This window comes from Pedococcus sp. P3_C7 (genome assembly GCF_056402615.1).
In genome coordinates this window covers 1-26702 of sequence record NZ_JBFUHC010000005.1, presented here as the reverse complement: position 1 = coordinate 26702, position 26702 = coordinate 1, and the positions used below count along the sequence as shown (strand labels likewise).

Below are 26702 nucleotides of genomic sequence, written 5' to 3'. Positions count from 1 at the left end.
GGTATTGCCGCAGGTCAGAAGGGGTTTACCGTCAACGTCAGGCCATGTCCGTTTGTGCGGGACAGGTTCCGCTTCAACGTGTAGCGCATCTGTGCAGGTCCGTCGCTGAGCGGACCCCGTCGATCGGTCGCGAGCACAGTCAGTGTGGTGGCAACGCCCCTCACGCAAAATACGCCAAACGCGCGATGACAGGGCTCACCCGGGCGTGGAGAGTCGAAGCGTGGGCAAACGCAGTTCACGCCCGTGCAACCGCACCGCACCGGGCTCAGGTGGCGGGAACGCCCACGTGGGCGCGCGCGAGTGCATGCTCGGCTGCCCACCGGCTGGTGTCCACCGTGAACGGTGAGCGGCGGGTGCCGGAGGCCGAAGATCTCACACCTTCGGGATCTTCCGGCGTCATGGAGGGCGGCAACCCCAAGGTCACTGCCCATGTCACCGTCTGCCCCTCGGGGTTGAACCCTGACGGAACCGCGCTCTTCGACGACATGCACGACGTGCTCACCGAGAAGAGAGCCGAGCCGCACTTCCTCTACGACCCCGTCACGGACCGGCTGGGTCAGTACTTCCCGCTCGACCGGTCTGCGCGGGCGCTGTCGAACGAGCTCAACCCTGACTTGACCGTGAAGCGTCGCACCAACGGGTCCGGGCTCGTCAACATCCAGATCGAGTTCATCGCCTGGCCGGGCCCGATCACCGACGCCCACGGCGTCACGACGCAACACGCGGTCTTCACGGACGAGTGGAAGCCAGGACCCGGCTACCGGGCCATGATGCGCGCGATCCACTCCTGGGGAGTTCCGGACCAGTGGAACGGCCGACTCTCGAAGACGCAGTTCGACCCCGTGCCGCGGACGTGGGCCAACTACAGCAGGGCCGGGTGGTTCGGCCACTGCCAGGTGCCCGGCAACGACCACTGGGACCCCGGCGACATCGACCAAGCCGCCATTTTCGCGGCAGCAGACGCCATGTTTATCGCAGCACAGGAGGATGACATGAAACCCGAAGAGCTGATGGACTTCGACACGGTCCCGTCGCCGATGTTCCCGGACAACCCGACCGTCAGCGTGCGCTCCGCGCTCAAGTTCGCCATGCAGTGGTCCCTCGCGGGCCGCAACGCGGCGCAGGCCGCTGCCCGCGATGCGGCTTCGGGACTCGAGATCATCAAGGCCCTTGCTGCGGCACAGAGCAACCAGCTCACCGAGGCCGAGATCGAGGCCGCGGCCGAACGCGGTGCCCGCAAGGCGGTGGAGGAGGGCAATGGCCCTGTCTGATGCCCTCCGTGAGGAGTACAACGAGCTCTTCGCGTCCTGCACCGTCCGCGCTGCACGGCTGGCCACGATCGACGCGGTCGCCGACCGGGCGGTCGCGAACCAGAGCCGCTATGAAGCTGTGGCCAACAAGGTCGGAACCCCTTGGTACGTCGTGGCGGCCATCCACAGCCTCGAGTCGGGCCAGAGCTTCAACGGCCACCTGCACAACGGAGATCCGCTGACCGCCCGGACGGTCCAGTTTCCACCGGGCCGACCGAGTCATGGCAACCCTCCCTTCACCTGGGAGGAGAGCGCCGAGGATGCCTTGAGAGGCCACGGTTTCCATGAGGTGGGCACCTGGACTGTCCCCGTGTTGCTCTTCAAGCTCGAGGAGTACAACGGCTTCGGCTACCGCGACTTTCATCCAGAGGTCCTCTCGCCGTACCTCTGGAGCTTCACCAACCACTACACCCGCGGCAAGTTCGTGTCGGACGGCAACTTCAGTGCCACGGCGGTCTCCGAGCAGTGTGGTGGCTTGGCGCTGCTCAAGCGGATGCTCGACCGACAGCTGATCCCGCCTGCGGACGCGGCTGGCATCTTGGCAGTCGAGGTCGACACGACCCCAGAGGAGCTGATGGACTTCGACACCGTCCCGTCGCCGATGTTCCCGAACAACCCGACCGTCAGCGTGCGCTCCGCGCTCAAGTTCGCCATGCAGTGGTCCCTCGCGGGCCGCAACGCGGCGCAGGCCGCTGCCCGCGATGCGGCGTCCGGACTCGAGATCATCAAGGCCCTCGCTGCGGCACAGAGCAACCAGCTCACCGACGCCGAGATCCAGGCCGCGGCCGAACGCGGTGCCCGCAAGGCGCTGGATGCCGAGGACCCACCCGCCTGACTCACACCACGAGGACCTGGCGCTGGTTGGTCCAGGGTCAGCCGAAGGCGAAGAGCAGCAGGGTGAACAGCAAACCTGCAGGTCAGGCCCGCGTAAATCGTCGGTCTTCTCCGGTGTGGCAGCCGGATCCTCGTCACTTGGGGCACTAGACCAAGCGTGTGAGCACCCAGATCCACCGCAAGCAGCACCCGGGCGAGGTCCGCCTTCCCGCAGCCCTGGCGGTCCTCGTGGCCATCAGCCTCTACGCAGCCTTGCCTGCGGGACTGGTGCTCGGCCCGCGCCTTGCCGTGCCCGTGCTCGAGGCGGTCCTGTTCATCCCGCTCGTGGCCGCCAACCCGCGCCGGATGACCCGTGACAACCGCTGGCTGCGCAGGGTCTCGATCGCGTTGGTGCTGCTCATCGCCGCGACGAACGCCGGTTCCCTGGTCCTGCTCGTGCGAGCCCTGGTGGGCGGAACCGCCGAGGATGGACCCGGACTGCTGCTCGCCGCTGGTCAGGTGTGGCTGACCAACGTCCTGGTCTTCGCGCTCGCCTACTGGGAACTGGACCGCGGCGGTCCCGTCAAGCGCACGCAGACCGCACGGCCGGGCCTTCCGGTGGCGGACTTCCGCTTCCCGCAGGACGAGGACCACGACGCGATCTACGAGGTGGCCGCCCGCTCGGCGGCCAAGTCGGGGTGGGTGCCGGGGTTCGTCGACTACCTGTACGTCTCGGTCACGAACTCCTCGGCGTTCAGCCCGACGGACACCATGCCGCTGTCGCCTCGCGCCAAGATGTTGATGGCACTCGAGTCGGTCTCCGCCCTCATGCTCTCGGTCCTGGTCATCGCGCGCGGGGTAAGCCTGCTGAAGTAGGGGCTGCGCGGGCGTCGCCGTCGCGAGTCCGGCCAGGTTTGGATCGTCTGTTTGGGCAGGATTGTCCCGTTCGGTCCACAAGGATGTCGGCCGCGCCTAGCGTTGCGGCATTGCGACCTTGCCGAGCGAAAGTGCCTGTCCCGCCTCATGATCCGCCGTCCTGACCTCCACTGGCCCACCGCTGCCGGTGCACTCTTGACGGCGCTTGTCGTGTCGGCCTGCGGCCCGGCGGTTGCCGACTCGCTGAGCCCCGACACCTCAGCGGGGCCGGCGTCTGCGGCCGCAACGCCGACCGTCGCCGTCGCCGTCTCCTCGTCGTCAGCGACCTCGAGCACCGAGCCGCCGACGGCGCAGACGCCCGCCGCAGGCCTCCTCCCGACGGACCCCACCCCGAGGGCCACCCCGCAGGCCACGCCCACGCCGAGCAGGACCGTCCGACCCGGCACCGCGGTCACCACGCTGGCCACGCTGGTCATCAAGGGACGAGCGCCCAGGACCGGCTACGACCGTGCCCGCTTCGGCCAGGCCTGGGCCGATGTCGACCGCAACGGCTGCGACACCCGCAACGACATCCTTCGCCGCGACCTCGAGCGCTTCACCCTCAAGGCCGGCACCCACGGTTGTCTCGTCCTCAAGGGCACGCTGAACGACCCCTACACCGGCTCCACGATCAGCTTCGTCCGCGGGCAGGGCACCTCGAACGCCGTCCAGATCGACCACGTCGTCGCCCTGTCGGACGCCTGGCAGAAGGGCGCCCAGCAGTGGTCACTGACCCGGCGGACAGCCTTCGCCAACGACCCGCTCAACCTGCTCGCCGTCGACGGGCCCACGAACCTGCGCAAGGGTGACGGAGACGCCGCCACCTGGCTGCCGCCGCGCAAGGCCACCCGCTGCGCCTACGTGGCCCGCCAGATCGCGGTGAAGCACCGCTACGGACTGACGGTGACCACCGCGGAGCGGGACGCCATGGTGCGGGTGCTCACGGCCTGTCCCGGGCAGCCACTGCCCAAGGCTGGGGCCATTCCGCTCGGCGGTGGCCGCGAGCAGGATGCTCCGACACCCATCCGTACCACCACCCCCGAGCCCTCCACCTCCGGTGGCACCGACCCCAGGTTCGGCACCTGCCGCGAGGCCAACGCGGCAGGATACGGCCCCTACCGGAGCGGCATCGACCCCGAGTACGGCTGGTACCAGGACCGCGACCACGACGGGATCGTCTGCGAACGGTGACGTCACCACCGGACGCCACCCGGCGTGGGGACTCTGGCAGATTGGGTCCATGACCGTCTCGGTGCCCGTGGGGTGTCGCGTGTGGGTCCTGCTCGAGGGCGCCAGCGACGTGGCGGCCGTGCGGGTGGTGGCCGAGCGCTCGGGGGTCAGCCTCGCGGACGAGGGCATCCAGCTGGTCGACATGCACGGGGCCACCAACATCCGGCGGCACCTGCTGGCCGCGGCAGAGGCCGCCGACAGCCCGCGCGTGCTGGGCATGTGCGACGCCCCCGAGGCGCGCTTCTTCGTCCGCGCGCTTCGACGAGTCGGGTGTGCCGTCGCGACCGTGGACGAGCTCCCGTGGTGGGGCTTCCAGGTCTGCGACCGCGATCTCGAGGACGAGCTGATGAGAGACCTGGGCGAGCACGGTCTCCGCACCCTGCTGGACGACCTCGGCCTCACGCAGCGGTTCGCCATGCTCACCCAGCAGCCCGCCTGGGTGGCCGGGAGCTTCCACGAACAGGTGCACCGGTTCGCCGGTGCGGCATCCGGACGCAAGGAGCTCATGGCGGCCGCGATGGCGGCGACGCTGGACATGGCTGCGCTGCCCACCCCCCTCGCCGGCCTGATCGAGGCACTGACCGGCGCCGGACCGACGTTCGAGCAGCTCCGCGGTGCGCCCCCGGACGAGTTCGGCGACCGGCTTGCCGACCGGCTCGGCGACTGACGCCGGAGTCCGGTCTGCCCGCCAGGCGGGGCCGGGTGACGTCCACAGCAACCCCACAGCGGCGGCATACCGGGGCCGGAGCCCGACCACCGAGGGTGTAGCCATGACCACCGCAGCCGCCACCCTCCGTCCCGCGCCCCTCACGTCAGCCGCCCTGCGTCCGGTGTCCTTCCGTCAGCGCAGCCATCGCCTCGCAGCCACCGCCCTCGTCCTGGCCGGGCTGTCCATCCCCCTCACGGGGACGGGCAGGGCAGTCGGCGCCACGCACGCCCCCGCCCAGGTCAAGGTCGCCGCCGTCGCCGATGCCGTCGTCGGAGCCGTCGCCACCGGCAAGCACGATGTGTAGACGCCGAAGCGACGACGCCCTCGTGGGGCGCCGCCGCTTCGGCGAAAAAAGGTGCGGGATCAGCCGGCGTGGCTCACTCCGAACTCGGTGAGCAGCCAGGTCTGGACGACGGGGATGTCGATCCGCTGGAGGCCACCGAGGTAGCGGCAGTTGTTCGTGTAGCCGTAGCTCGTCACCGTCACCTGGTAGCCACCGTTGAACGACGGGCCTCCCGAGTCACCGAAGCAGGTGCCACCGCCACCACGCGGGTCGTTCTCGTTGCCGTTGACCTGCAGGACCTGCGGCGTGAGCTTCTGGCCCACCTCGTCGGTGACCCGACGCACGATCGGGTAGGACATCGGCGTCGGCTTCTGCGGACCGCCGGCGGCCTGACGCACCTCGGTGCCGTAGCCGACCGCCGTGAACAGCGTCTTGTTCAGCACGTTGGGCGTGTACTTGTCGAGGTAGTTCGTCGGGGCGATGGTGGCTGGCACGATTCCGGTCACCGGGGCGTCGAGCACGATGACCCCGACATCGTTCCAGTTCCTGAGGTCGGTGAAGTTCGAGTAGCCCGGGTGGGTGTGCGCGGTGCCGCTGAGGTAGCCCGCGGCCGCGAGCTCCGCGGAGGTGTAGCCCGCGGCAGTGTCGGCTGCGATGGGAAGCGGCGACGGCGGCGCCTCTGCCACGACGGACTTGAACGTGACGAGGGTCTTGCCGACCGTCCCGTCGGTGCAGTGCGCGGCGGTGACCAGCACCGTCGGTGAGACGAGGGTGGCGCTGCAGCGGAACCGTCCGGTCCCGTCGTAGAACGCGATCATGCCCACGTTCGGGTGGGCGTTGCCGTCGAGGTCGCCCCCGGTGATGGCTGATGCGGCGAGGGTCGTGCCCCCGACCATGGCGGTGGTGATGCCGAAGACGGCCAGTGCGCGGCGAAGCTTCATGCGGACTCCCTGCGGTCGTGTCGCCCCGGTGGGCGACGACCCGCATTCAACAGCGAGCGTCGCCACCTGTCCAGACTCATCGAGGGGATTCCCCGCAGGTATGCCGTGTGCTCACGTGTGCCGCGTGCTCACCCGTGCGAGCTGCTGACCGCCGCGGCGCGGTCCGTCACTGCGACGCGGACGCGGACGGACGCTCAGACCTGGGTGCCGACGAGGGCGCCGATGCCGTAGGTGACCAGCATCGCCAGGACCCCACCCGCAACGTTGCGCAGCACCGCGGGTCGCGGTGGCGCCTCGCCGAGCCTGGCGCTTCCCCACCCGGTGAGGGCCAAGGCGGTCACGACGGCCACCGCGGTCACCCAGACGCGAGCGCCGACCGGTGGCAGCAGGATCGCTACGAGGGGCAGCAGGGCGCCGAGGGTGAACGACGCCATCGACGCGAAGGCGGCGTGCCAGGGGTTGGTCAGCTCCTCCGGGTCGATGCCCAGCTCGGCTTCGGCGTGAGCACCCAGCGCGTCGTGGGCGGTGAGCTGGCGCGCCACCTCGGCGGCGAGACCGGGCGTGAGGCCCTTGTCCTGGTAGATCTGGGTGAGCTCCTCGAGCTCCTCCTCGGGCATGTCCCGCAACTCGCCGCGCTCCTTGTCCAGCAAGGCCTGCTCGGTGTCACGTTGGGTGCTGACCGAGACGTACTCGCCCGCGGCCATGCTCATCGCGCCGGCGGCCAGCCCTGCGATCCCGGCCGTCGCGATGGTCGAGCGCTCGACAGTGGCGGCAGCGACACCGATCACGATGCCTGCCGTGGAGACGATCCCGTCGTTGGCTCCGAGCACGGCGGCGCGCAGCCAGTTCAGGCGGGCCCCGATGCCTTGGCTGTGCTCCTCACCTTCGTGCGGCTCGAGCTCGGCGGCCACGGCCTCAGCCACCGCTGGTCGCCCCCAGCCGTGCCGATGCCTGGGCCACGCGGTGGGCGAGCTCGACGTCCAGCTGGGTGAGTCCGCCCTCGGAGTGGGTCGACAGCACGAACTTGACTGTGCGCCAACGGATGTCGATGTCTGGATGGTGGTCCATGCCCTCGGCTTCGATCGCGACCTCGTCAACCAGTCGGATCGCCGTGGGGAAGTCCGGCGCCTCGTAGCTCGCCGAGATCTCGTCACCGTCGCGGGTCCACCCTGGCAGGTCGCCCAGCTGGCGCCCGATCTCCTCGTCAGTCAGCAGTCGGCTCATGCCTCCTACTCTGGCAAGGAAGTCCGCACCTGTCACCGAAGCCGAGCCTCACCTCACCCGCCGGCTGCGGGGGCTGCCGGTGAGACGTTCTCGGGGAAGTGGCAGGCGACCTGGTGCCGCGGGGCGAGGTCGACCAGGGGTGGTTCCTGCGTGCTGCAGATCTCCTGGGCCTTCCAGCAGCGTGTGTGGAAGCGGCAGGCCGGCGGCGGGTTGATCGGGCTCGGGACGTCGCCCTGGAGGCGGATCCTCTCGCGCTTGGTCCGGCGGCTGGTGTCCGGGATCGGCACGGCCGACAGCAGTGCGGTCGTGTAGGGGTGCATGGGGCGCGTGTAGAGGTCGTCACGGTCGGCCAGCTCGACGATCTTGCCGAGGTACATGACGGCGACGCGGTCGGACATGTGCCGCACGACCGACAGGTCGTGGGCGATAACCACGTAGGTCAGGCCGAGCTCGTTCTGGAGGTCCTCCAGGAGGTTGATGACCTGGGCCTGGATCGAGACGTCGAGGGCCGACACCGGCTCGTCGGCCACGATCAGCTTGGGCCGCAGGGCGAGCGAGCGGGCGATGCCGATGCGCTGCCGCTGGCCGCCGGAGAACTCGTGCGGGTAGCGGTTGTAGTGCTCGGGGTTGAGCCCCACCAGCTCCAGCAGCTCCTGCACCGCCTTCTTGGTGCCCTGCTTGGGCTTGACCCTCTGGAGCTGGAAGGGGGCGCCCACGATGGTGCCGACCGTGTGCCGTGGGTTCAGCGAGCCGTAGGGGTCCTGGAAGATGATCTGGACGTCACGTCGCAGCGGCCGCATCTTCCCTGTCGACAGGTGCGTGATGTCCCGGCCGTCGAACACGATCTTGCCATCCGTGGGCTCGATCAGCCGGGTGAGCATCCGACCCGTCGTGGTCTTGCCGCAGCCGGACTCGCCGACCAGCGAGAGGGTCTCGCCCCTGGCGACGTCGAAGGTGAGACCGTCGACTGCCTGCACGGCCCCGACCTGACGCTGCAGGAGCCCGCGCCTGATGGGGAAGTGCTTGGTCAGGTTGGTGACCGACAGCAGCGCATCACCGCTCGTCGCGGGCCGCGACGGCGTGGCCTCGGTGGTGTCGGACGTTGTGTTCACGATGTGGCTCCCAGGTGGGTGGGGTCAGCGATGGGTTCGTCGGGCGGCGGTGACGGGATCACAGCTTCGGGAGGATCTCCGTCTCCCAGATCCGGCCACGCTCCCCGTCGTCGAGGTGGCACGCAACGTAGTGGCCAGGAAGGGTTTCGCGGAACGCCGGGCGCTCACTCGTGGCCAGGCCGTTGGTGCGGTCCCCGAAGGCACACCGTGGGTGGAAGGGGCAGCCCGAGGGAACGTTGATCAGGCTGGGCGGAGTGCCCTTGATCGGGAGCAGGCGCTCGGTGCGTTCGCGGTCCAGCCGTGGCATCGACCCGAGGAGGCCCCAGGTGTAGGGGTGCTGCGGTCGCTCGAAGATCTCCTCGGAGGAGGAGTACTCCACGGACCGGCCGGCGTACATCACCATGATGTCGTCGGCCAGCTCGGCCACGACCCCCAGGTCGTGGGTGATGATGATGACCGCCGAGTTGAACTCACTCTGGAGGTCGCGGACGAGGTCGAGGATCTGCGCCTGGACCGTGACGTCGAGTGCGGTCGTCGGCTCGTCGGCGATGAGCAGGTCTGGGTCGCACGAGAGGGCCATCGCGATCATGGCGCGCTGCCGCATCCCACCGGAGAACTGGTGGGGGTAGTCGTCCACCCGCGAGCTGGGCTGGGGGATACCGACGCGCTTGAGCAGGTCGATCGCGTGCTTGCGGGCGGTCGCCTTCGGGACGTCGTTGTGGACCCGGTAGGCCTCGATGATCTGGTGGCCCACCGTGTAGAACGGGTGCATCGCCGACAGCGGGTCCTGGAAGATCATCGCCATCTTCTTGCCCCGCAGCGCCCGGATCTGGTTGGGCGTGGCGCCGACGAGCTCCTCGCCGTCGAGCAGGATGGACCCGGACATGTTGACGGTTCCCGGCTTGTGCAGGCCCATGATGGACATGCTCGTCACGCTCTTGCCGGAACCTGACTCGCCCACGATGCCGAGCGTCTTCCCGCGGGCAAGGTCGAAGGACAGCCCGTCGACGGACTTGACCACTCCGTCGTCAGTGGGGAAGTGGACGCGCAGGTCGCGCACGGACAGGAACGCATCCTTGGCCGGCGCGCCCATACCGCCGATGCCCACCGTGTCCGGGCGGCTTGCCGTGCGGTCGGTGGTCTGGGTCATGAGGCTCGCACTCTCGGGTCGATGACGGCATACAGGAGGTCCACGACCAGGTTCGCCAGGATGATGAAGAAGGCGCCGATCAGGGTCACGCCGAGCACCTTGGGCAGGTCGTTGTTGGTCACGGCCTGCACTGCGTACTGCCCGATGCCCGGCAGGGAGAAGGTCGTCTCGGTGAGGATCGCGCCGCCGAGAAGCAGACCGAGGTCGAGGCCGAAGATGGTCAGGATCGGGGTGAGGGCCGCCCGGAGGCCGTGCTTGATGACGACGTCGCGCTCGCCGAGCCCCTTGGCCCGGGCGGTGCGGATGTAGTCCTCGTTCATGGTCTCGAGCATGCCCGCCCGGGTGAGCCGCGCGTAGGCGGCGGCATACAGGAAGGCCAGGGTGATCCACGGGAGGAGCAGGCGGTAGGCCCAGTCGAGGGGGTTGCTCGCGTCCATCGGGTTCGCGCCGCCGGGCGCAGTGATGCCGAGGGCATAGCTGAAGACGCTCAGGCTGAGCAGTCCGGTGAAGAAGATGGGGAGGGAGACGCCGGCGAGGGCGACGCCCATCATCGACCGGTCAAGGGCGGTGCCTCGGCGTAGCGCCGAGACGACACCCGTCGCCACCCCGCCGAGGAGCCACAGGAAGGCCGCGCCGGACGCGAGGGAGAGGGTGACCGGTAGCCGGTCGAGCAGATCGGGCAGCACAGGGTTCTGGCTGACGAAGGAGTACCCGAGACACGGTGCGGGGCAGTGGTCCACACCCGCGCCCGTGCTGTAGTCGGCCCCGGCGACGATGCCCTTGGCGAACCGTCCGTACTGCTCCCAGAGGGGGTCGGTGAAGCCGAGGCGCAGGGCAGCGGCGTGGATCTGCTCCTGGCCGGCACTCTTGCCGACGTAGCGGGAGGCGAGGTCATCGGCGGTGGCGCCGCCGATACGGGGGACGAGGAAGAAGATGCAGAACACAGCCAGCCTGGCCGGCTGACCGCCACCGTGTCGACGCCCCACCTACTTTCTTGGGTGGCGTTGGTGGGTGGGAGTGGAGCTGCTACTTCTTGGACGTACCCATCGCCGTGTAGTCGTACTGGTTGAACCCGTCGTTGACGAAGATGTTCGTCAGGTTGTCGGGGCGGAAGAGCAGACCCTTCGACCAGACGCCCGGGATGACTGCGGCGTTGTCCATGACGAGCTTGTCGGCGTCGCCCCAGATCTTCTCGCGCGCGGTCTTGTCGTTCTCGGCGAGAGCCTTGTCGATCAGTGCGTCGACAGCGGGGATCTTGATACCGAGGTTGGTGTTACCCGACGGACGGATGACCCGGCTGTCGATGATCTGGCTCAGGAAGCCGAAGCCGTCCGGCCAGTCAGCGCCCCAGCCGTAGATGATCAGGCCGAGCTTGTTCTTCTTGGCGTAGTCGGGCTTGCCGGCGTAGAGCTTGGTGTAGTCCGAGGTCGGGAACGGCTTGATGTTCAGCTTGATGCCGACCTTGGCCAGCGACTGCTGGAGCGACTCGGCCGTTGCCTTCTCCTTCGGGCGCTCGGCACGGTACGAGACGGTGGTCTCGAAGCCGTTCGGCTGACCGCACTTGGCGAGCGCGGCCTTGGCGCCTTCGACATCGCCTTCAGGCTTCGACTTGAAGTTGTAGAGGTCGAAGTCGACGTGACCCGGGACGACCGGCGGCATCAGGCTGGTCGCGATGTCGCCACCCGTGGCGCCACCGTAGGCGCGCTGGTAACCGGTCTTGTCGTAGGCCAGCTCGACCGCCTTGCGGCAGTCCACGTTGTCGAACGGTGCGACGTCACTGTTGATGACGGTGAACCAGGTGCGCGCGGCGGCGGCGTTGTCGGTCTTCGCCTTGAGGTCGGCGTTCGCGAGGATCTTGCCCTGCGACGCGGCCTGGACTCCGGTACCGGCGATGTCGACGTCGAGGTCACCCGCCTCGAGGCGGTTGTCGATGTCGGGCGCGTTCAGACCGAGCTCGACCGTGAGCTTGTCCGGAAGAGCCTTGCGGCCGGACTCCGGGTCGGTCTTGGGGTCGTAGTTCGGGTTGCGGTCGAGCTCGTACCGCTTGCCGAACTGGTAGGTCGTGAACTTGTACGGACCAGTGGAGATGACGTGCTCGCGGTACTTGGTACCGGTGTCCTTCGCCACGGGGACCGGCGAGGTGGCCGGGAGCTGGGCGAAGTAGTCGAACCCGGAGAAGGCCGTCTTCAGGTGGAAGACGATGGTCTTGTCGTCCGGGGTGTCGATGGCCTTGAGGTTGTCGAGGTTCTTGTCCTTGTAGACCGAGTACCCCGCCGGGACGTCCGCGAGGAAGTCGTTGAAGTAGGTCGGCCCGTTCGGGAACGTGTCCTTGTCGAGCTGGCGCGCCACGGCGTACTTGACGTCCTTGGACGTGATCGCGGACCCGTCCTCGTACTTCAGCCCGTCACGCAGGGTGTAGGTCCAGGTCTTGTTGCCGTCGCTCGCCTTGCCCAAGGACGTCGCGAGGTCCGGAACGAGCTCGGTGCCACCCGAACCGGGTGCCGACTTGAACACGACCAGGGTGCGCGCGTAGTTGCGCAGGAAGTTCCAGGAGAGTCCGTAGTACGTGTCCCCGGGGTCGACCGAGTCCCAGTCACCCGCCATACCGAAACGGAGCGTGCCGCCCTTGGTGTCGGAGGGCCGGAAGATCTTGCCAACCGCGGCGTTGGCAGCCGGCTTGGCGTCCGATCCGCCGCTCGAGCTGCCGGAGCTGCCCGAGCCACCCGAGTTGTCGGCACACGCGGACAACCCCAGGGCAAGGGCAGATGCCGAGGCGATCGCCAGAATGCGTTTGTTCTTCATGTGTGGTTGCGCTCCTTGTTCGGTGTAGGAGGGAACTGCGTGGGTGCGGTGGGTTCTACCGCGCCCGTGGGTCGAGGGCGTCACGAAGGCCGTCCCCGAACAGATTGAAGGCCAGCACCGTCACGAAGATGGCCAGGCCGGGAGGCAGCAGGAACCAGGCGTCCACCTGGTACCACTGGGCGGCGTCGGAGAGCATGCCGCCCCAGGTGGCGCGCGGCGGCTGGACGCCGACCCCCAGGTAGGACAGTGCTGCCTCGAAGAGGATGTTCGTCGGGATGAGCAGCGTCGAGTAGACGAGGATCGGCGCGACGAGGTTGGGGAGCAGCTCCTTGACGAGCACACGCGGCGACCGTGCGCCGAGGCTGCGTGCCGCATCGACGAACTCGCGCTCGCGCAACGACAGGGTCTGTCCGCGGATGATGCGGCCGACGTAGGGCCAGTTGAAGAAGCCGATGATGAAGACGATGACGGAGATCCGCAGCGCATCGCCCCTGAGGCCGAACGCGCGGTCCGGGATCACGCCGGCGAGGGCCAGCGCGAACAACAGGATGGGGAACGCGAGGAAGATGTCCATGACGCGGCTGATGATCGTGTCGACGATCCCCCCGGCAAACCCGGCGATGGCACCGAGCGCGGTGCCGATGACCACCGAGACCAGGGTCGCCAGGAAGGCGATCAGCAATGAGATCTGCGAGCCGTAGAGGACTCGGCTGAACAGGTCACGGCCGTTGACCGGCTCCAGGCCGAAGGGGTAGTCCGCGGAGGCGCCGCCGTACTTGCCGATCGGCACCTGCGTGTCGGGGTTGATGAGCTTCTGGTGGAACTCGTTCGGGGGGTGGCCCAGCAGGCCGACGATCAGGGGCGCGCACACCGCGATCACGATGAGGGCCAGGACGACGAGCCCACCGGCCAGCGCAAGCTTGTCGCGCTTGAGGCGACCCCACGCGATCTGGCCCAGCGAGCGCCCCTCGATCTTGCCGGCACCCTCCAGCACGCTCTCGGGCGTCGCTGTCGTGGCGCCCGGCTCGAGCTCTAGGGGAGCACTCATGGGTGGCGCACACCTCCATTGTTGACGACCGTGTCCCTGCCTGTTCGTCGGGCAGCGTAGCGTCGGACAACCCGACTGTGGGACGGAACGCGCTGAGCCCTTCGGCGCCCATCATCCGGCTCGCGTGGGTCCCTCACAACAACCTGATGCCGAATCGTGACGCGGCGACGGAGATCCTCCGGACCGCCACCGCCGCTCCACGAAATCCCGAGTCCGCGGCGAGCACGGACAAAACTGGCACAGTGGGACGCATGACGACCCGGCCGGAGGGGGCTCGCGTGGCGGCAGTGGTCGGCGCGGCCATCGTCGACGACCTCCTGCACCCCACGGTGTTGCTGGCTGCCCGACGGACGGAGCCACCGGCGCTCGCCGGCGGCTGGGAGTTCCCCGGCGGCAAGGTCGACCCGGGAGAAACCCAGGAGGAGGCGCTGCACCGCGAGGTTCGCGAAGAGCTCGGCGTCGAGGTGGAGCTCGGCGCCCAGGTGCCGGGCCCGCTCCAGGACGGCCGCTGGCCCCTCGGCGAGGCGTTCGCCATGACGGTGTGGCTGGCTCGTGTGACCGCCGGTGTCGCGGCTCCGATCGAGGACCATGACCAGCTGCGCTGGCTGCGCCGGGAAGAGCTCCACGACGTCTCGTGGCTGCCCGCAGACCTGCCGATCGTCGACGCGATCGCGCCCCACCTTTATCGGGTCTAGGGACAAAGGCTGCCTTCACCCCGAAACGGTTCCGGGGTGAAGTCCCCCTAAACCCCTAGACCCGATAAAGGTGAGGTATGCCGGGTGGCCGCGTGCGGCATACCTCACCACCCGTGGTGGCGGTGTGGGCGTGCTCACGCGCGCAGGCGCGCATGGTCAGCGCGTGCTCAAAAGCCTGAGACAATGGTGCTCATGCCTATGAAGACCCGCGATGACATCCGCAATGTCGCCATCGTTGCCCACGTTGACCACGGAAAGACCACTCTGGTCGACAAGATGCTCTGGCAGGCCGGCGCTTTCGGCGAGCACCAGCACGTCGACGAGCGGGCGATGGACTCCGGTGACCTGGAGCGCGAGAAGGGCATCACGATCCTCGCCAAGAACACCGCGATCCACTACGCCGGCAAGGCGGCCGCAGAGGCCGGTCTGCCCGACGGTGCCACCATCAACATCATCGACACCCCGGGTCACGCCGACTTCGGTGGCGAGGTCGAGCGCGGCCTCAGCATGGTCGACGGTGTCGTCCTCCTCGTGGACGCGTCCGAGGGGCCGCTGCCGCAGACCCGGTTCGTGCTGCGCAAGGCGCTCGCGGCCAAGATGCCCGTCGTCCTGTGCATCAACAAGGTCGACCGTCCCGACAGCCGCATCGCGGAGGTCGTGGACGAGGTCTACGAGCTGTTCATGGACCTCGACGCCGACGAGCACCAGATCGAGTTCCCCATCGTCTACGCCTCGGCCAAGAACGGCCGCGCGTCCATGAACCGCCCCGAGAACGGCGGCCTGCCGGACGCCGAGGACCTCGAGGCGCTGTTCGAGACGATCCTGTCGACGATCCCCGCCCCGGTCTACGACGACGAGGCGCCGCTGCAGGCCCACGTCACCAACCTCGACGCCTCCAACTTCCTCGGCCGCCTGGCTCTCCTGCGCGTCCACAACGGCACGATCCGCAAGGGTCAGTTCGTGGCCTGGTGCAAGGTCGACGGCACCGTCGAGCGGGTCAAGATCACCGAGCTGCTGATGACCGAGGCCCTCGAGCGCAAGCCTGCCGAGTCGGCCGGTCCCGGTGACATCATCGCCATCGCGGGCATCCCCGAGATCATGATCGGCGAGACCCTCGCCGATGCCGAGAACCCCATCCCGCTGCCCGTCATCACCGTCGACGAGCCCGCGATCTCCATGACCATCGGCACCAACACCAGCCCTATGGTCGGTCGGGTCCGTGGCTCCAAGGTCACCGCCCGCATGGTCAAGGACCGCCTCGACAAGGAGCTCGTCGGCAACGTCTCGTTGCGCGTGCTCCCCACCGAGCGCCCCGACGCCTGGGAGGTGCAGGGCCGTGGTGAGCTGGCCCTGGCGATCCTCGTCGAGCAGATGCGCCGCGAGGGCTACGAGCTGACCGTCGGCAAGCCGCAGGTGGTCACCCGCGAGGTCGACGGCAAGACCCACGAGCCGGTCGAGCGCCTCACCATCGACACGCCCGAGGAGTTCCTCGGCGCCATCACCCAGATCCTGGCCACCCGCAAGGGGCGCATGGAGCAGATGACCAACCACGGCACCGGCTGGGTCCGGATGGAGTTCCTCGTGCCGTCGCGCGGGCTCATCGGCTTCCGCACGCTCTTCCTCACCGAGACCCGCGGAACGGGCATCGCCCACCACGTGTTCGAGGACTACGAGCCGTGGTTCGGCACCATCACGACCCGCACCAGCGGCTCGCTCGTCTCCGACCGCACCGGCGTCGTGACGGCCTACGCCATGGTCAACCTGCAGGAGCGCGGCACCCTGTTCGTCGACCCGACCACCGAGGTCTACGAGGGCATGATCATCGGCGAGAACTCCCGCGCCGACGACATGGACGTCAACATCACCAAGGAGAAGAAGCTCACCAACGTGCGCGCCTCCTCCTCGGACAACTTCGAGAAGATCGTGCCCCCGCGCAAGCTGAGCCTCGAGCAGTCGCTCGAGTTCTGCCGCGAGGACGAGTGCGTCGAGGTCACACCCGAGGCGGTCCGCATCCGCAAGGTGGAGCTCGACCAGACCGTGCGCGCGCGCAGCGCGGCTCGGGCCCGCAACGCCTGAGCGCGTGCTGGGAGCGATGCAGGCACAGCGGATCCCGAGGACGGCCGCCCTCCGGGGCGGCATCCTCGGGCAACGCGTCCGCAGGGTTCAGGCCCTCGCCGTGGGGGTGGCCGTTGCCGCCCTCGGGGTGTCCGGCTGCACGGGAGTCGGGTCCGATGGCGGCGGCGGTGCCGCCGAGGCGGGCCGGTTATCCGTCCTGAGCCTGGGACCGGTCGCGACCTGGGACCCGCAGCGCATGTCGACGGCGCAGGACATCGCCTTCGCGGGCAGGGTCTTCGTGCGCACCCTCACGGCGTTCCCGTCGGGTGCCGACGCAGCCCACCAGCGCACTGTCGAGGGTGACCTCGCCACCACGGCGGGCACGGTCGACTCCACGCTGAAGACCTGGTCCTTCACCCTCCGCAGCGGTGTGTCCTGGCAGGACGGGTCGCCGGTCACGTGCGAGGACCTGCGCTATGGCGCCTCCCGGTCCTTCGCGGAGCCGTTTGCCTCCGAGGGCCTGAACTACCCGCTGGCCTACCTCGACATCCCCCGCAAGGCGGACGGGTCCTCCAGCTACTCCGGTCCCGATGCCAAGGACCCCAAGGGGCAGGCGGCCTTCGACAAGGCGGTGTCCTGCGACGGCTCGACCGTCACCTACCGGCTGAGCACGCCGATGGCCGACTTCAACCAGGTCGTCGCACTGCCCGTCTTCGCCCCCTTCAAGCAGTCGCAGGACAAGGGCAAGGACGGCACCTATGCCGTGTTCTCCAACGGCCCCTACCAGCTCAAGACGCCCTGGGACCCGAGCTCCGGCGGCACCTTCGTGCGAAACCCCAAGTGGGACAAGGGATCTGACCCCATTCGCCAAGGACGGCCGACGTCCATCGACTACGTCGAGGGCACGGAGTCGCAGACCGCGGTGCAACGGGTGGTCAACGACGACGAGGCAAACCGACAGTCGCTGACCCTCGACTCGGCGCCCCCGGCGATGCAGCAGCACATCCTCTCCGACGCAGCCCTCTCGGCCCGGTCGGTCAACCCTTCGGCACAGTTCGTGGACTACCTGGCCCCCAACCAGGTCAAGGGCGTGATGCGCAACGCCAAGGTGCGCCAGGCCTTTGCCCTCGCGACGAACCGCGAGGGGTACGTCACGGCTCTGGGCGGCGCGAGCGCAGCCAGCGCCCGGGGGCCGGGGCCSGGGCCGCGCTGCAGGAGTCGGGACTCACCCTGCCGGTGAAGGTCCGCGTCGCCTACCGGTCGACCCCCACGTCCGACAAGGCACTGGCCGCCCTCGTGAACGGGTGGGAGGAGGCGGGCTTTGCCATCCAGCTCCAGCCGATCGCCAAGGACTACTTCGCCGAGGTGTCGGCTCCCGGCCGCACTGACCAGACCGACGTGTTCTGGGCCAACTGGGCGCCAGCCTGGCCCTCCGCCTCGACGGTGATCCCGCCCCTGTTCGACAGCCGGATCAACGTGACCAAGAACGGCAACGGCCGCGACTTCGGCGGCTTCTCCGACCCGGCGGTCAACCAGGAGATCACTCGGATCGGGGCCCTGCACGACCTCAGCAGCCAGGCGACGGCGTGGGCAGCCCTGGACGCGTCGTTGGCCGAGCGCGGCGCCTTCATCGCCCTCGCGCAGCGCAAGGCGCTCTACGTCGCCGGCAGCTCGGTGACCGGCCTGGGCGCCAACGAGGCGCTGGGCGGGTTCGTCGACCTCGCCACGGTGGGTGTGAAATAGCGCCGTGACCGTCCCCGCCCAGCCGCTGCTCTTCGTCCACGCCCACCCCGACGACGAGACGCTGACGGCTGGCCTCACGATGGCCCACTACGTGCGGGCCGGTCACCCCGTGCACGTGCTCACGTGCACGCTGGGCGAGGAGGGTGAGGTCATCCCGCCCGGGCTCCTGCACCTGGACGCGGCGCACGAAGACGCGCTCGGGCCCCATCGCCTCGCCGAGCTGCGGGCCGCCATGGAGACGCTCGGGGTCACCCACGAGGTGCTGGGGGAGGACGCCGAGACGGGCGCACTGTCGCGTTACCGCGACTCCGGCATGGCCGGCACGCCCAGCGCCGCCAACCCCCTCGCGTTCGTCAACGCCGACCTCGGCGAGGCCGCCGACCTGGTCGCCGGCGTCGTGCGCCGGGTCGGGCCGGCCGTCGTCGTCACCTACGACGAGCAGGGCGGCTACGGCCACCCCGACCACATCCAGACCCATCGGGTCACCTGCGCGGCCCTCCGCGCCCTGCCCGAGGACGAACGACCGCCCTTGTATGCCGTGCTGACACCGGCCTCGTGGGCCCGTGAGGACCGCGAGTGGCTGGCCGAGCACCCGCCCGTCGGGACCGGCTGGTCGCTGCCCGACCCCGACGGGGAGTACCCGCCGTCGGTCGTGGCCGACGCCCTGGTGACCCACGAGGTGGTCGACCCCGCCTTGGTGCCCGTGCAGGCTGACGCCCTGCGGCACCACGTCACGCAGGTCACCGTGGCCGACACGGGAGACGTGTACGCCCTGTCGAACGACATCGCCGCCCGGATCCCCGGGCGAGAGGGTTTCGCGCTGCTCGACCCGGTCACCGGGCGGCTGGCGACAGCCGGGGCGCACGACGAGGCGGCAGGCGGCGCGGGGGCGACCACGCGGCATACCGGGCTTCTCGCTGGGCCGCTGGGTGGGCCGCGATGAGCCCGCTGGACGCTGCGGGGGACTCCGCGCTGCCGCTGGGCGTGGGCCCGGTCGACCCCGACCAGTTCCGGCTGGCCATGGGGCGGTTCGCCACGGGGGTCGCCGTCCTGACGACCTTCAGCGGGGGACACGACCACGCGATGACCGCCAACGCCCTCACCTCGGTGTCGATGGACCCGATGCTCCTGCTCGTGTGCGTCGAGGTGGATGCGCGGTTCCACGACGCGATCATCGACTCGGGGGTCTGGGGAGTCAGCGTGCTGGGGGCGGCGCAGCGGCCCGTGGCGGACTGGTTGTCCACGCAGGGGCGACCGCTGCACGGCCAGCTCGACCGGATCGCGCACGGTCGAGGTCCGGCCACCGGCGTCGCGCTGCTGAGTGACGCGCTCGCCACGATCGAGCTGCGCACCACGGCCGTGCACCCGGCGGGAGACCACAGCGTCGTCCTGGGCGAAGTAGTCTCGCTGTCGAGCAACGAGCACCCCGCAGATGCGCTGGTGTACTACCGCAGCCGCTACCAGGCGCTGAAGTGATGGGAGTCCACCCGTGAAGGACAGCGGTTCATCGGCGCTGCGTCTCGGGGTCGCCGTGGCGGTCCTGCTGGCCGCCTATCTGGGCATGGCCTGGTTCCTCGGCCGGCACATCCCGGCCAACTCGACGGTCGCGGGCGTGCCCGTGGGCGGCATGTCGCCCCACTCGGCCGAGAGCACGCTGCGGCGCGCCCTGGGGGCCAAGGAGTCGGCCAAGCTGACCCTCAAGGCCGGTGACAAGACGTTCGAGATCGACCCCAGGTCTGCCGGGCTGGCCATCGACTACGCCGGCACGGTCGACGGGCTCTCCGGCTTCAGCGCCCAGCCGGCGGACCTCTGGGACAAGCTCACGGGCGGCTCGGACGAGAAGCTGCGAACCACTGTGGACCGGCCTCGGCTCGAGGCGGCGGTGAAGGGGGCCGAAGCGACCCTGGACACCCCCGTCGTGCAGGCTGCCATCACGTTCCCGGGTGGGAAGGTCGCCGTCGTCAAGCCCGAGGCGGGCGCCACGCTCTCGGTCGCCGAGACCGCCGACGAGATCGTTGCGCGATGGCCGACCACGTCAGGGATCGCTCCCCGTCTGCACCAGGTTGCCCCCGCGGTGTCGGCCGAGGAGGTCGACCGGGCCGTGGCCGAGTTCGCCAACCCAGCCATGTCGGGCCCCGTGACGGTCAAGGTCGGCGCCAAGTCTTTCGCCGTCGCGCCCGCTGCCTACGCGCCCAGCATCTCGATGCAGGCCGACCCCACGGGCAAGCTCGCACCGGTGGTCGACAACGCGAAGCTCGTTGCGGCAGTGCGCAAGGCTGCCGCGGCCGCCGGTCTCGAGGCGAAGCCCAGAGACGCCAAGATCACCTTCAAGGGCACCAAGGTCGTCGTGGTCCCTGCCGCTGCTGGGGCGACCCTCGAGGAGAAGTCTGTGGTCGCGGCCTTCGTCCCGGCCATGACCGACCCGGCCCGGACCGCAACGGTCGTCACGACGGTCGTGCAGCCCAAGCTGACGACCGCGGAGGCCGAGAAGATCAAGCCACGTGAGGTGGTCTCGACCTTCACGACCAACTTCCCCTACAACCCGCCGCGCACCAACAACATCACGATCGCGGCGCGCACCCTGAACGGCACCTACGTCGGTCCCGGCGAGCAGTTCAGCCTCAACGCCACGCTGGGCCAGCGCACGGCGGCCAAGGGATACATGTCGGCCCCCGTCATCGAGGACGGCCGGCTGAAGAAGGACTACGGCGGCGGCGTCTCGCAGGTGTCCACGACGACGTTCAACGCTGCCTTCTTCTCCGGTGTGCGGATCGACCAGTACCTGCCGCACAGCTTCTACATCTCGCGCTACCCCGAGGGCCGCGAGGCGACGGTCTCCTGGCCGGACGTGGACCAGAAGTGGACCAACGACACCAACTACGGGATCCTCATCCAGGCCTCGGTGTCCTCGAGCTCCATCACCGTGACCTTCCACGGCACGAAGGTCTGGGACATCGAGTCCGTGAAGGGCCCGCGCCGCAACGTCGTGCAGCCCAAGACCATCGTCGACGACCGGCCGGGCTGCGTCACGCAGTCGGCGAGCACCGGCTTCGACGTGACGGTCACGCGGGTCTTCAAGAAGGGCGGCAAGACGGTGAAGACGTCGAGCTTCTCGACGCACTACATCCCCGAGGACAAGGTCACCTGCACGCACCCCAGCGCCAGCTGACGTCTCGGCTGAGGTCAGCTCACGAGGTGGGCATAGGGGTCGGGACGCTCGGACTCGCTGCGCAGCACGCAGAACTCGTTGCCCTCGGGGTCGGCCAGCGTGACCCAGCCCGTGCCCGGACCGTGGTGGTCGCGCAGGTCGTGGACCAGCGTGGCTCCGTCGGCGAGCAGCCGTTCGACTTCCTCGTTCATCGTCCGGTCGGTCGGCCAGAGGTCGAAGTGGATCCGGTTCTTGACGGTCTTGCCCTCGGGCACCTCGATGAACAGCACCCGTTGGCGCCCGTCGGGGGAGAAGATCATGCACTCCTCGTGACCGGGGAGGTTGGGGTCGCGCGGGTCCTCCGAGAACCCGAGTAGGCGGCCCCACCAGACGGACTGGTCGTGGGCGTTGCGGGAGTCGACGGTCGTGTGCGAGATGCGGGAGGTCATGCGACGACTCTGTCGGCCGGGGCCACCTGTGCGCCAGCGGGTTTCGGCTGCGGTCAGTGCTGCGTGAGGTAGACGTAGGACGAGTGCACGTCGAAGCCGAGCCGTCGGTAGAGCCGGATGGCGGTGTCGTTGTCGTGCTCCACTTGGAGGTGGATCAGGGCGACGTCCTCGTGGCGCAGGAAGGCGGCCAGGGCGGCGGTGAGGTGCGCGGCCAGGCCGCGTCCCCGGTATGCCGGGTCCGTCCAGACCGCACCCAGCCCCGCCCAACCGGCGCCGATCCCCAGTCGTGCCAACGCGATCGGCGTGGTGCCTGCCGCGCCGGGCGCACGGAGGCCCAGCTGCTGCGAGAGCCCGCCACCGGGTGCGATGCTGGCGAAGACGACCCGGGGGCTGTCGCGCAGCACCGCCTCGGTGGCTCCGGGCACCGTGGCCCGGGTGCGCCGGTAGGCCTCCAGCCACTCCGGCGTGAGCTCGTCGCTGAGGGTCAGGCTCGGACCCCCGGGGTCGGCGGCCGCGATGGTCTCGCGGGCTGCCGTCAGGTTGAGGGTGCGGCTCCCCGCGGCATAGCCCCGGGCGACGAGCAACGCGCCCAACGGGTCGCTTGCGGGGTCGAAGCCCTGCGGCCCCGCGAGGGCGAACTTCGCTGGGAGGCCGCGCGCGGCATACCAGGCCTCGACCTCGCTGACGGCGTCCTCGAGGGGCTTGCCGGGGCTGCCGACGGGCACCACGGAGTTGCCGCGCTGGGTGTAGCCGGCGGAGGCGCGGAGCACCCAGTCCCCCAGGGTGCCCCGTTCGACGGCACCCCAGGAGGGGGTCATCACGCGCTGGAGGTCCTCGATCGACAGAGCGAGGTGCGCTGCGCCGCGGCGCGAGGGTTTCGGAGGGACCTCCTTGGCCGCGGTGATCCGGTCCACCGCGATGGTGACCGGGCCGCGTGAGGTCTCGACCGACACGGTGTCGGCATCGCGTCCGACGAGGGTGCCGACGCTGTCGGTGAGGGTCGCTCCGGTGGCCGCGTCGGGGTTCTCCAGTCGCCACCTGACCACGACTCGGGACCCGAGGGGGAGGTTGCTGACGTCGGTCGACATGGGCCGCATAGTATGTGCGCCATGACGTACGTGATCGCCCAGCCTTGTGTGGACCTCAAGGACAAGGCCTGCATCGAGGAATGTCCGGTCGACTGCATCTACGAAGGGGAGCGGTCGCTCTACATCCACCCCGACGAGTGCGTCGACTGCGGTGCCTGCGAGCCGGTCTGCCCGGTCGAGGCGATCTACTACGAGGACGACACCCCCGAGCAGTGGGCCGACTACTACAAGGCCAACGTCGAGTTCTTCGACGACCTCGGCAGCCCCGGCGGTGCGGCCAAGCTCGGCCTGATCCCCAAGGACCACCCGCTGATCGCCGACCTGCCGCCGCAGTCCCACGACGAGTGATCGACGGGTGATCGGCGGCGAGGGCCTGCGCGCCCTGCCTGACTTTCCCTGGGACTCGCTCGCTCCGTACAAGGAGCGGGCGAGTCTCGCTGTTGGAGGACCGGCCGGTGGCTTGGTGGACCTGTCCGTCGGCACGCCCGTGGACCCGACACCCGCCGTCGTCCAGGAGGCGCTGCGTGCCGCCTCCGACGCGCCGGGCTACCCGCAGACCTACGGCACGCCCGCGCTGCGCGAGGCGGTGGCGGCGTGGTTCGCCCGACGTCGCGGCGTGCCTGGCGTCGACCCGGACGGGGTCCTGCCGACCATCGGCTCCAAGGAGCTGGTGGCCTGGTTGCCGACCCTGCTGGGCCTGGGTGCCGGTGACATCGTGGGCTTCCCGGGCGTGGCCTACCCGACCTACGACGTCGGTGCTCGGCTGGCCGGGGCGCGACCCCAGGTGGTCGACGGACTCGCCGCGCTGGGACCCCTGACTCCTGCCACGACGCCGAAGCTGTTGTGGCTCAACAGTCCCAGCAACCCGACCGGTCGCGTCCTGGGTGTGTCGCACTTGGCCAAGGTCGTCGCCTGGGCTCGCCAGCACGGTGTGGTCGTGGCCAGTGACGAGTGCTACGCCGAGCTCGACTGGCGGCCCGACTCCGAGCGCGACCCCGACGTCCCCACGACGCCGAGCATCCTCGACCCGCGGGTCTGCGGTGACAGCCACGAGGGACTGCTGGCTGTCTACTCGCTGAGCAAGCAGTCCAACCTCGCGGGCTACCGCGCTGCCTTCGTGGCCGGCGACGTGACGCTGGTTCGCCGACTGCTCGAGGTGCGCAAGCACGCCGGAATGATCGTGCCGTGGCCGGTGCAGCAGGCCCTCACGGTCGCCCTCGGCGACGACGCCCACGTTGCCGAGCAGAAGGCCCGGTATGCCGCGCGGCGCACCACCCTCCGTGCCGCCGTCGAGGCCTTCGGCCTGCGGGTGGACCACTCCGACGCCGGCCTCTACCTGTGGGCGACTCGGGGCGAGGACGCCTGGGTGACCATCGGCGCGCTGGCCGCCCGCGGCATACTCGCGGCTCCTGGCAGCTTCTATGGCGCCGCTGGCCGCGAGCACGTGCGCATCGCCCTCACCGCCACCGACGAACGCATCGCCGCGGCCGCCGAGCGTCTCGCCAGGTAGCCGGGCCGATTCCCGACAGCCCCGTGAGTTGGGGTAGCGTCGCAGTGCGCGAGAAGCGCCCGGCACGCACACCAGATCGGGGCGCCCGCACGACGTGGAGGATGGATTTCGGATGACAGACGCAACCGCTGGCGCCACCCTGACGGCCGGGGGCAAGACCCTCGAGCTCCCGCTGGTCAAGGCAGCCGAGGGCAACGACGGCTACGACGTCTCCAAGCTGATGAAGGTGACGGGCAACGTCACCCTGGACTCCGGGTTCGTCAACACCGCGTCGTGCAGCAGCGCGATCACCTACATCGACGGTGACGAGGGCATCCTGCGCTACCGCGGCTACCCGATCGAGCAGCTTGCCGAGAAGTCGAGCTTCCTCGAGGTGTCGTACCTCCTCATCTACGGCGAGCTGCCGAGCCAGACCCAGCTCGACGACTTCGACCAGAAGATCCGGCGCCACACGCTGCTGCACGAGGACCTCAAGGCGTTCTTCGGCGGCTTCCCGCGCGACGCCCACCCGATGCCGGTGCTGTCGTCCGCCGTGTCCGCGCTGTCGACGTTCTACCAGGACAGCCTCGACCCGTTCGACAAGGAGCAGGTCGAGATCTCGACGGTCCGCCTGCTGGCCAAGCTGCCGACCATCGCGGCCTACGCCTACAAGAAGTCGGTCGGCCAGCCGTTCCTCTACCCCGACAACTCGCTGTCGCTGCCGGAGAACTTCCTGCGCATGACGTTCGGCTTCCCGGCCGAGCCGTACGACATGGACGAGGACATGGTCAAGGCCCTCGACCTGCTCCTGATCCTGCACGCCGACCACGAGCAGAACTGCTCCACCTCGACCGTGCGACTCGTGGGTTCCTCGAACGCCAACCTGTTCGCCTCGGTCTCGGCCGGCATCAACGCGCTGTTCGGCCCGCTGCACGGTGGGGCCAACCAGGCGGTCCTGGAGATGCTCAACACGATCCACCAGGACGGTGGCGACGTCGACACCTTCGTCAAGAAGGTCAAGAACAAGGAGGACGGGGTCAAGCTGATGGGCTTCGGCCACCGGGTCTACAAGAACTACGACCCGCGCGCCGCCATCATCAAGAAGACCGCCGACAAGATCCTCACCAAGGACGGCGTCTCCGACCCCCTGCTCGACATCGCGCTCCAGCTCGAGCAGCGGGCCCTGGAGGACGACTACTTCGTGGAGCGCAAGCTCTACCCGAACGTCGACTTCTACACCGGCCTGATCTACAAGTCGATGGGCTTCCCCGAGCGCATGTTCACCGTGCTGTTCGCCCTCGGCCGCCTCCCGGGCTGGATCGCCCAGTGGCGCGAGATGATCGAGGACCCGCAGACCAAGATCGGCCGCCCGCGCCAGATCTACACCGGCGCGACCGAGCGCGACTACGTCGCCATGGGCGGCCGCTGACCCCTCGAGGGCTTGCTCAGTGAGCGCCAACCCACTCTCCGGCCGGTCCTGAGAGTGGGTTGGCGCTCACTCACGTGACGAGACTGCGCAGGAGCGCGACCAGGACCCGCAGCCGGCTGGCGTCGAACAGGTCGAGACTCGTGATGCGGATGACCCGCAGCCCGCTCTCCTCCAGCAGGCGCACCCTGGCGATGTCGTTCTGCCACTGCCGTCGATCAGTCCGGTGCTGGTCGCCCTCGTACTCGACGACCACGCCGGCCTCACGCCAGAGGAAGTCGACCCGCGCGAGGAAGTGACCGTCCGGACCGCTCACGGTCGCGTTCAGCTCGGGCTCGGGCAGACCCGCCTCGACGAACGCCAGCCGTGCCCGCGTCTCCATCGGCGACCCGCTCCCGGACCTCAGCAGCGCCGCCGCTGCTCTGAGCTTTCGTGCTCCGCGTCGGGTCCTGCCGCCGCGACCCATCGCGACGAGCTGTTCCAACAGGTCTGGGTCGCGGGTGGCGAACGCGTCCCCTGCGATGACGAGATCCTCGACCTACAGGGTCGGCAGGCTGGCGAGGTCGGCCCACGTCCACGCTGCGGTCGTCGTCGGGTGGCCGCGCAGCAAGTGTGCCTCCCGGTTCTCGAGGCCGCGGTGGCCGACCAGGCCGGGTCTCCTGACCTGGGCGGACTCGGTGGGGCGCACAACGTGCAGCGGCTCATGGCGTGTCCACGACGTCGGGAGGGGGAGCCGGAAGAGCCGAGCGGCCGTGAGGTGGGACCAGGCCCAGGGCGCGGGCAGGGCGAGGGCCAGGTCGGCGGCCAGGTCGTCGAGCGTGGTGGCGTCCCGGTGGCACCGGACCCCCTTGGTCGGGCGGTGGAGGTCCGGTGACCGGAGGCGGTGCTCCGGGCCGTCGGCTTCGACTGCCTGGGCCACCGTGAACGACCGGCCCGTCAGCGTAGGTGGCAGTGGACGGCGCGGGAGCGGCATCGTCCGAGCATGGTGGCGGCGGGCGCGCGTGGCCGACGTTCTCCACAGGGCCTGGGTGAGTGAGCGCCAACCCACTCTCTGGCCCGTCCAGAGAGTGGG

The 26702-nt window shown here is 69.3% G+C and carries 28 protein-coding genes; 16 read left to right on the top strand and 12 right to left on the bottom strand.

Translation table 11 applies throughout. The annotated features are described in order from the left end of the window. Positions 1–326: 326 nt before the first annotated feature. From AC1DS4_RS07140 to AC1DS4_RS07115, 6 genes are all read left to right on the top strand, one after another. Positions 327–1271, top strand: a complete 945-nt coding sequence (locus tag AC1DS4_RS07140) for a hypothetical protein (RefSeq protein ID WP_477624114.1) — start codon at positions 327–329, stop codon at positions 1269–1271. Next, positions 1258–2145, top strand: a complete 888-nt coding sequence (locus AC1DS4_RS07135) for a hypothetical protein (RefSeq protein WP_477632358.1) — start codon at positions 1258–1260, stop codon at positions 2143–2145. The genes AC1DS4_RS07140 and AC1DS4_RS07135 overlap by 14 nt, the downstream gene beginning before the upstream one ends. A 158-nt stretch (positions 2146–2303) precedes the next feature. After that, positions 2304–2999, top strand: a complete 696-nt coding sequence (locus AC1DS4_RS07130) for a hypothetical protein (protein WP_477613464.1) — start codon at positions 2304–2306, stop codon at positions 2997–2999. Between the two features lie 195 nt (positions 3000–3194). Continuing rightward, positions 3195–4229 (top strand): GmrSD restriction endonuclease domain-containing protein, encoded by a 1035-nt coding sequence (locus AC1DS4_RS07125; RefSeq protein ID WP_477632359.1) that lies wholly within the window; start codon positions 3195–3197, stop codon positions 4227–4229. A 49-nt stretch (positions 4230–4278) separates the two neighbouring features. Continuing rightward, the gene (locus AC1DS4_RS07120; RefSeq protein WP_477632360.1) at positions 4279–4935 is read left to right on the top strand and encodes a TOPRIM nucleotidyl transferase/hydrolase domain-containing protein; all 657 of its coding nucleotides are present in this window, start codon (positions 4279–4281) and stop codon (positions 4933–4935) included. Positions 4936–5038: 103 nt separating this feature from the next. After that, positions 5039–5281: a hypothetical protein gene (locus AC1DS4_RS07115; RefSeq protein WP_477632361.1), complete on the top strand. Its 243-nt coding sequence runs from the start codon at positions 5039–5041 to the stop codon at positions 5279–5281. Between the two features lie 59 nt (positions 5282–5340). Here AC1DS4_RS07115 and AC1DS4_RS07110 read toward each other — a convergent pair whose 3' ends face one another. From AC1DS4_RS07110 to AC1DS4_RS07075, 8 genes are all read right to left on the bottom strand, one after another. Next, positions 5341–6201, bottom strand: a complete 861-nt coding sequence (locus tag AC1DS4_RS07110) for a trypsin-like serine protease (RefSeq protein WP_477632362.1) — start codon at positions 6199–6201, stop codon at positions 5341–5343. 194 nt (positions 6202–6395) lie between these two features. Next, positions 6396–7124, bottom strand: coding sequence for a VIT1/CCC1 transporter family protein (locus AC1DS4_RS07105; protein WP_477632363.1), 729 nt, complete (start codon positions 7122–7124; stop codon positions 6396–6398). Next, positions 7117–7425, bottom strand: a complete 309-nt coding sequence (locus AC1DS4_RS07100; RefSeq protein WP_477613458.1) for a 4a-hydroxytetrahydrobiopterin dehydratase — start codon at positions 7423–7425, stop codon at positions 7117–7119. Before AC1DS4_RS07100 ends, AC1DS4_RS07105 begins: the two co-directional genes overlap by 8 nt. A gap of 53 nt (positions 7426–7478) precedes the next feature. Then, positions 7479–8537 carry an ABC transporter ATP-binding protein gene (locus tag AC1DS4_RS07095; RefSeq protein ID WP_477613457.1) on the bottom strand — a complete coding sequence of 353 codons (1059 nt, stop codon included), beginning with the start codon at positions 8535–8537 and terminating at the stop codon, positions 7479–7481. 58 nt (positions 8538–8595) lie between these two features. Next, a complete protein-coding gene (locus tag AC1DS4_RS07090) occupies positions 8596–9687 on the bottom strand; it encodes an ABC transporter ATP-binding protein (protein ID WP_477613456.1) in 1092 nt (363 codons plus the stop codon). Beyond that, the gene (locus tag AC1DS4_RS07085; RefSeq protein WP_477646015.1) at positions 9684–10673 is read right to left on the bottom strand and encodes an ABC transporter permease; all 990 of its coding nucleotides are present in this window, start codon (positions 10671–10673) and stop codon (positions 9684–9686) included. Before AC1DS4_RS07085 ends, AC1DS4_RS07090 begins: the two co-directional genes overlap by 4 nt. A gap of 40 nt (positions 10674–10713) precedes the next feature. Further along, positions 10714–12489 carry an ABC transporter substrate-binding protein gene (locus tag AC1DS4_RS07080; RefSeq protein ID WP_477632365.1) on the bottom strand — a complete coding sequence of 592 codons (1776 nt, stop codon included), beginning with the start codon at positions 12487–12489 and terminating at the stop codon, positions 10714–10716. Between the two features lie 55 nt (positions 12490–12544). Next, complete coding sequence (locus AC1DS4_RS07075; RefSeq protein WP_477613453.1) at positions 12545–13537, bottom strand: ABC transporter permease; 993 nt, start codon at positions 13535–13537, stop codon at positions 12545–12547. Between the two features lie 251 nt (positions 13538–13788). Between AC1DS4_RS07075 and AC1DS4_RS07070 the strand changes: the two genes are divergently transcribed. The 7 genes from AC1DS4_RS07070 to AC1DS4_RS07040 all read left to right on the top strand — a co-directional run bounded on the left by AC1DS4_RS07070 (position 13789) and on the right by AC1DS4_RS07040 (position 21199). Beyond that, entirely contained in the window at positions 13789–14232 is a 444-nt protein-coding gene (locus AC1DS4_RS07070) for a (deoxy)nucleoside triphosphate pyrophosphohydrolase (RefSeq protein WP_477632366.1), read from the top strand. A gap of 192 nt (positions 14233–14424) precedes the next feature. After that, entirely contained in the window at positions 14425–16308 is a 1884-nt protein-coding gene (gene typA, locus AC1DS4_RS07065; protein WP_477613451.1) for a translational GTPase TypA, read from the top strand. Positions 16309–16324: 16 nt separating this feature from the next. Beyond that, positions 16325–17527: an ABC transporter substrate-binding protein gene (locus AC1DS4_RS07060; RefSeq protein ID WP_477646014.1), complete on the top strand. Its 1203-nt coding sequence runs from the start codon at positions 16325–16327 to the stop codon at positions 17525–17527. Beyond that, positions 17524–18030, top strand: coding sequence for a hypothetical protein (locus AC1DS4_RS07055; RefSeq protein WP_477646013.1), 507 nt, complete (start codon positions 17524–17526; stop codon positions 18028–18030). Before AC1DS4_RS07060 ends, AC1DS4_RS07055 begins: the two co-directional genes overlap by 4 nt. A gap of 4 nt (positions 18031–18034) precedes the next feature. After that, a complete protein-coding gene (gene mshB / locus AC1DS4_RS07050) occupies positions 18035–18973 on the top strand; it encodes an N-acetyl-1-D-myo-inositol-2-amino-2-deoxy-alpha-D-glucopyranoside deacetylase (protein ID WP_477624124.1) in 939 nt (312 codons plus the stop codon). After that, the gene (locus AC1DS4_RS07045) at positions 18970–19506 is read left to right on the top strand and encodes a flavin reductase family protein (RefSeq protein WP_477613448.1); all 537 of its coding nucleotides are present in this window, start codon (positions 18970–18972) and stop codon (positions 19504–19506) included. Before mshB ends, AC1DS4_RS07045 begins: the two co-directional genes overlap by 4 nt. A 13-nt stretch (positions 19507–19519) precedes the next feature. Further along, positions 19520–21199, top strand: coding sequence for a VanW family protein (locus tag AC1DS4_RS07040; protein WP_477624125.1), 1680 nt, complete (start codon positions 19520–19522; stop codon positions 21197–21199). A gap of 14 nt (positions 21200–21213) precedes the next feature. Here the strand turns inward: AC1DS4_RS07040 and AC1DS4_RS07035 are convergent, their stop codons facing one another. Continuing rightward, positions 21214–21627, bottom strand: coding sequence for a VOC family protein (locus AC1DS4_RS07035; protein ID WP_477624126.1), 414 nt, complete (start codon positions 21625–21627; stop codon positions 21214–21216). 53 nt (positions 21628–21680) lie between these two features. Continuing rightward, positions 21681–22715: a GNAT family N-acetyltransferase gene (locus AC1DS4_RS07030; RefSeq protein ID WP_477624127.1), complete on the bottom strand. Its 1035-nt coding sequence runs from the start codon at positions 22713–22715 to the stop codon at positions 21681–21683. A 21-nt stretch (positions 22716–22736) separates the two neighbouring features. Between AC1DS4_RS07030 and fdxA the strand changes: the two genes are divergently transcribed. The 3 genes from fdxA (at position 22737) to AC1DS4_RS07015 (ending at position 25633) form a co-directional block, all read left to right on the top strand. Beyond that, positions 22737–23063, top strand: coding sequence for a ferredoxin (gene fdxA / locus AC1DS4_RS07025; RefSeq protein WP_066673553.1), 327 nt, complete (start codon positions 22737–22739; stop codon positions 23061–23063). 7 nt (positions 23064–23070) lie between these two features. Further along, positions 23071–24225, top strand: coding sequence for a succinyldiaminopimelate transaminase (gene dapC / locus AC1DS4_RS07020; RefSeq protein ID WP_477624128.1), 1155 nt, complete (start codon positions 23071–23073; stop codon positions 24223–24225). A gap of 112 nt (positions 24226–24337) precedes the next feature. Then, positions 24338–25633, top strand: coding sequence for a citrate synthase (locus tag AC1DS4_RS07015; protein WP_477624129.1), 1296 nt, complete (start codon positions 24338–24340; stop codon positions 25631–25633). Between the two features lie 70 nt (positions 25634–25703). On the opposite strand, the gene AC1DS4_RS07010 is transcribed toward AC1DS4_RS07015, so the two are convergent. Together AC1DS4_RS07010 and AC1DS4_RS07005 are read right to left on the bottom strand one after the other, a co-directional pair. Then, positions 25704–26012 (bottom strand): DUF559 domain-containing protein, encoded by a 309-nt coding sequence (locus AC1DS4_RS07010; protein ID WP_477632368.1) that lies wholly within the window; start codon positions 26010–26012, stop codon positions 25704–25706. Between the two features lie 156 nt (positions 26013–26168). Continuing rightward, the gene (locus AC1DS4_RS07005; protein ID WP_477632369.1) at positions 26169–26603 is read right to left on the bottom strand and encodes a hypothetical protein; all 435 of its coding nucleotides are present in this window, start codon (positions 26601–26603) and stop codon (positions 26169–26171) included. Positions 26604–26702 lie beyond the last annotated feature (99 nt).

What these genes read in the sequence shown, in the direction of transcription:
- typA (WP_477613451.1), top strand. Translation starts at nt 14,425, where the DNA reads ATGCCTATGAAGACCCGCGATGACATCCGCAATGTCGCCATCGTTGCC.
- AC1DS4_RS07015 (WP_477624129.1), top strand. Translation starts at nt 24,338, where the DNA reads ATGACAGACGCAACCGCTGGCGCCACCCTGACGGCCGGGGGCAAGACC.
- AC1DS4_RS07035 (WP_477624126.1), bottom strand. Translation starts at nt 21,627, where the DNA reads ATGACCTCCCGCATCTCGCACACGACCGTCGACTCCCGCAACGCCCAC.
- AC1DS4_RS07030 (WP_477624127.1), bottom strand. Translation starts at nt 22,715, where the DNA reads ATGTCGACCGACGTCAGCAACCTCCCCCTCGGGTCCCGAGTCGTGGTC.
- AC1DS4_RS07005 (WP_477632369.1), bottom strand. Translation starts at nt 26,603, where the DNA reads ATGCCGCTCCCGCGCCGTCCACTGCCACCTACGCTGACGGGCCGGTCG.
- AC1DS4_RS07075 (WP_477613453.1), bottom strand. Translation starts at nt 13,537, where the DNA reads ATGAGTGCTCCCCTAGAGCTCGAGCCGGGCGCCACGACAGCGACGCCC.
- AC1DS4_RS07115 (WP_477632361.1), top strand. Translation starts at nt 5,039, where the DNA reads ATGACCACCGCAGCCGCCACCCTCCGTCCCGCGCCCCTCACGTCAGCC.
- AC1DS4_RS07090 (WP_477613456.1), bottom strand. Translation starts at nt 9,687, where the DNA reads ATGACCCAGACCACCGACCGCACGGCAAGCCGCCCGGACACGGTGGGC.
- AC1DS4_RS07045 (WP_477613448.1), top strand. Translation starts at nt 18,970, where the DNA reads ATGAGCCCGCTGGACGCTGCGGGGGACTCCGCGCTGCCGCTGGGCGTG.
- AC1DS4_RS07010 (WP_477632368.1), bottom strand. Translation starts at nt 26,012, where the DNA reads ATGGAGACGCGGGCACGGCTGGCGTTCGTCGAGGCGGGTCTGCCCGAG.
- AC1DS4_RS07100 (WP_477613458.1), bottom strand. Translation starts at nt 7,425, where the DNA reads ATGAGCCGACTGCTGACTGACGAGGAGATCGGGCGCCAGCTGGGCGAC.
- AC1DS4_RS07080 (WP_477632365.1), bottom strand. Translation starts at nt 12,489, where the DNA reads ATGAAGAACAAACGCATTCTGGCGATCGCCTCGGCATCTGCCCTTGCC.
- AC1DS4_RS07070 (WP_477632366.1), top strand. Translation starts at nt 13,789, where the DNA reads ATGACGACCCGGCCGGAGGGGGCTCGCGTGGCGGCAGTGGTCGGCGCG.
- AC1DS4_RS07120 (WP_477632360.1), top strand. Translation starts at nt 4,279, where the DNA reads ATGACCGTCTCGGTGCCCGTGGGGTGTCGCGTGTGGGTCCTGCTCGAG.
- AC1DS4_RS07110 (WP_477632362.1), bottom strand. Translation starts at nt 6,201, where the DNA reads ATGAAGCTTCGCCGCGCACTGGCCGTCTTCGGCATCACCACCGCCATG.
- AC1DS4_RS07135 (WP_477632358.1), top strand. Translation starts at nt 1,258, where the DNA reads ATGGCCCTGTCTGATGCCCTCCGTGAGGAGTACAACGAGCTCTTCGCG.
- fdxA (WP_066673553.1), top strand. Translation starts at nt 22,737, where the DNA reads ATGACGTACGTGATCGCCCAGCCTTGTGTGGACCTCAAGGACAAGGCC.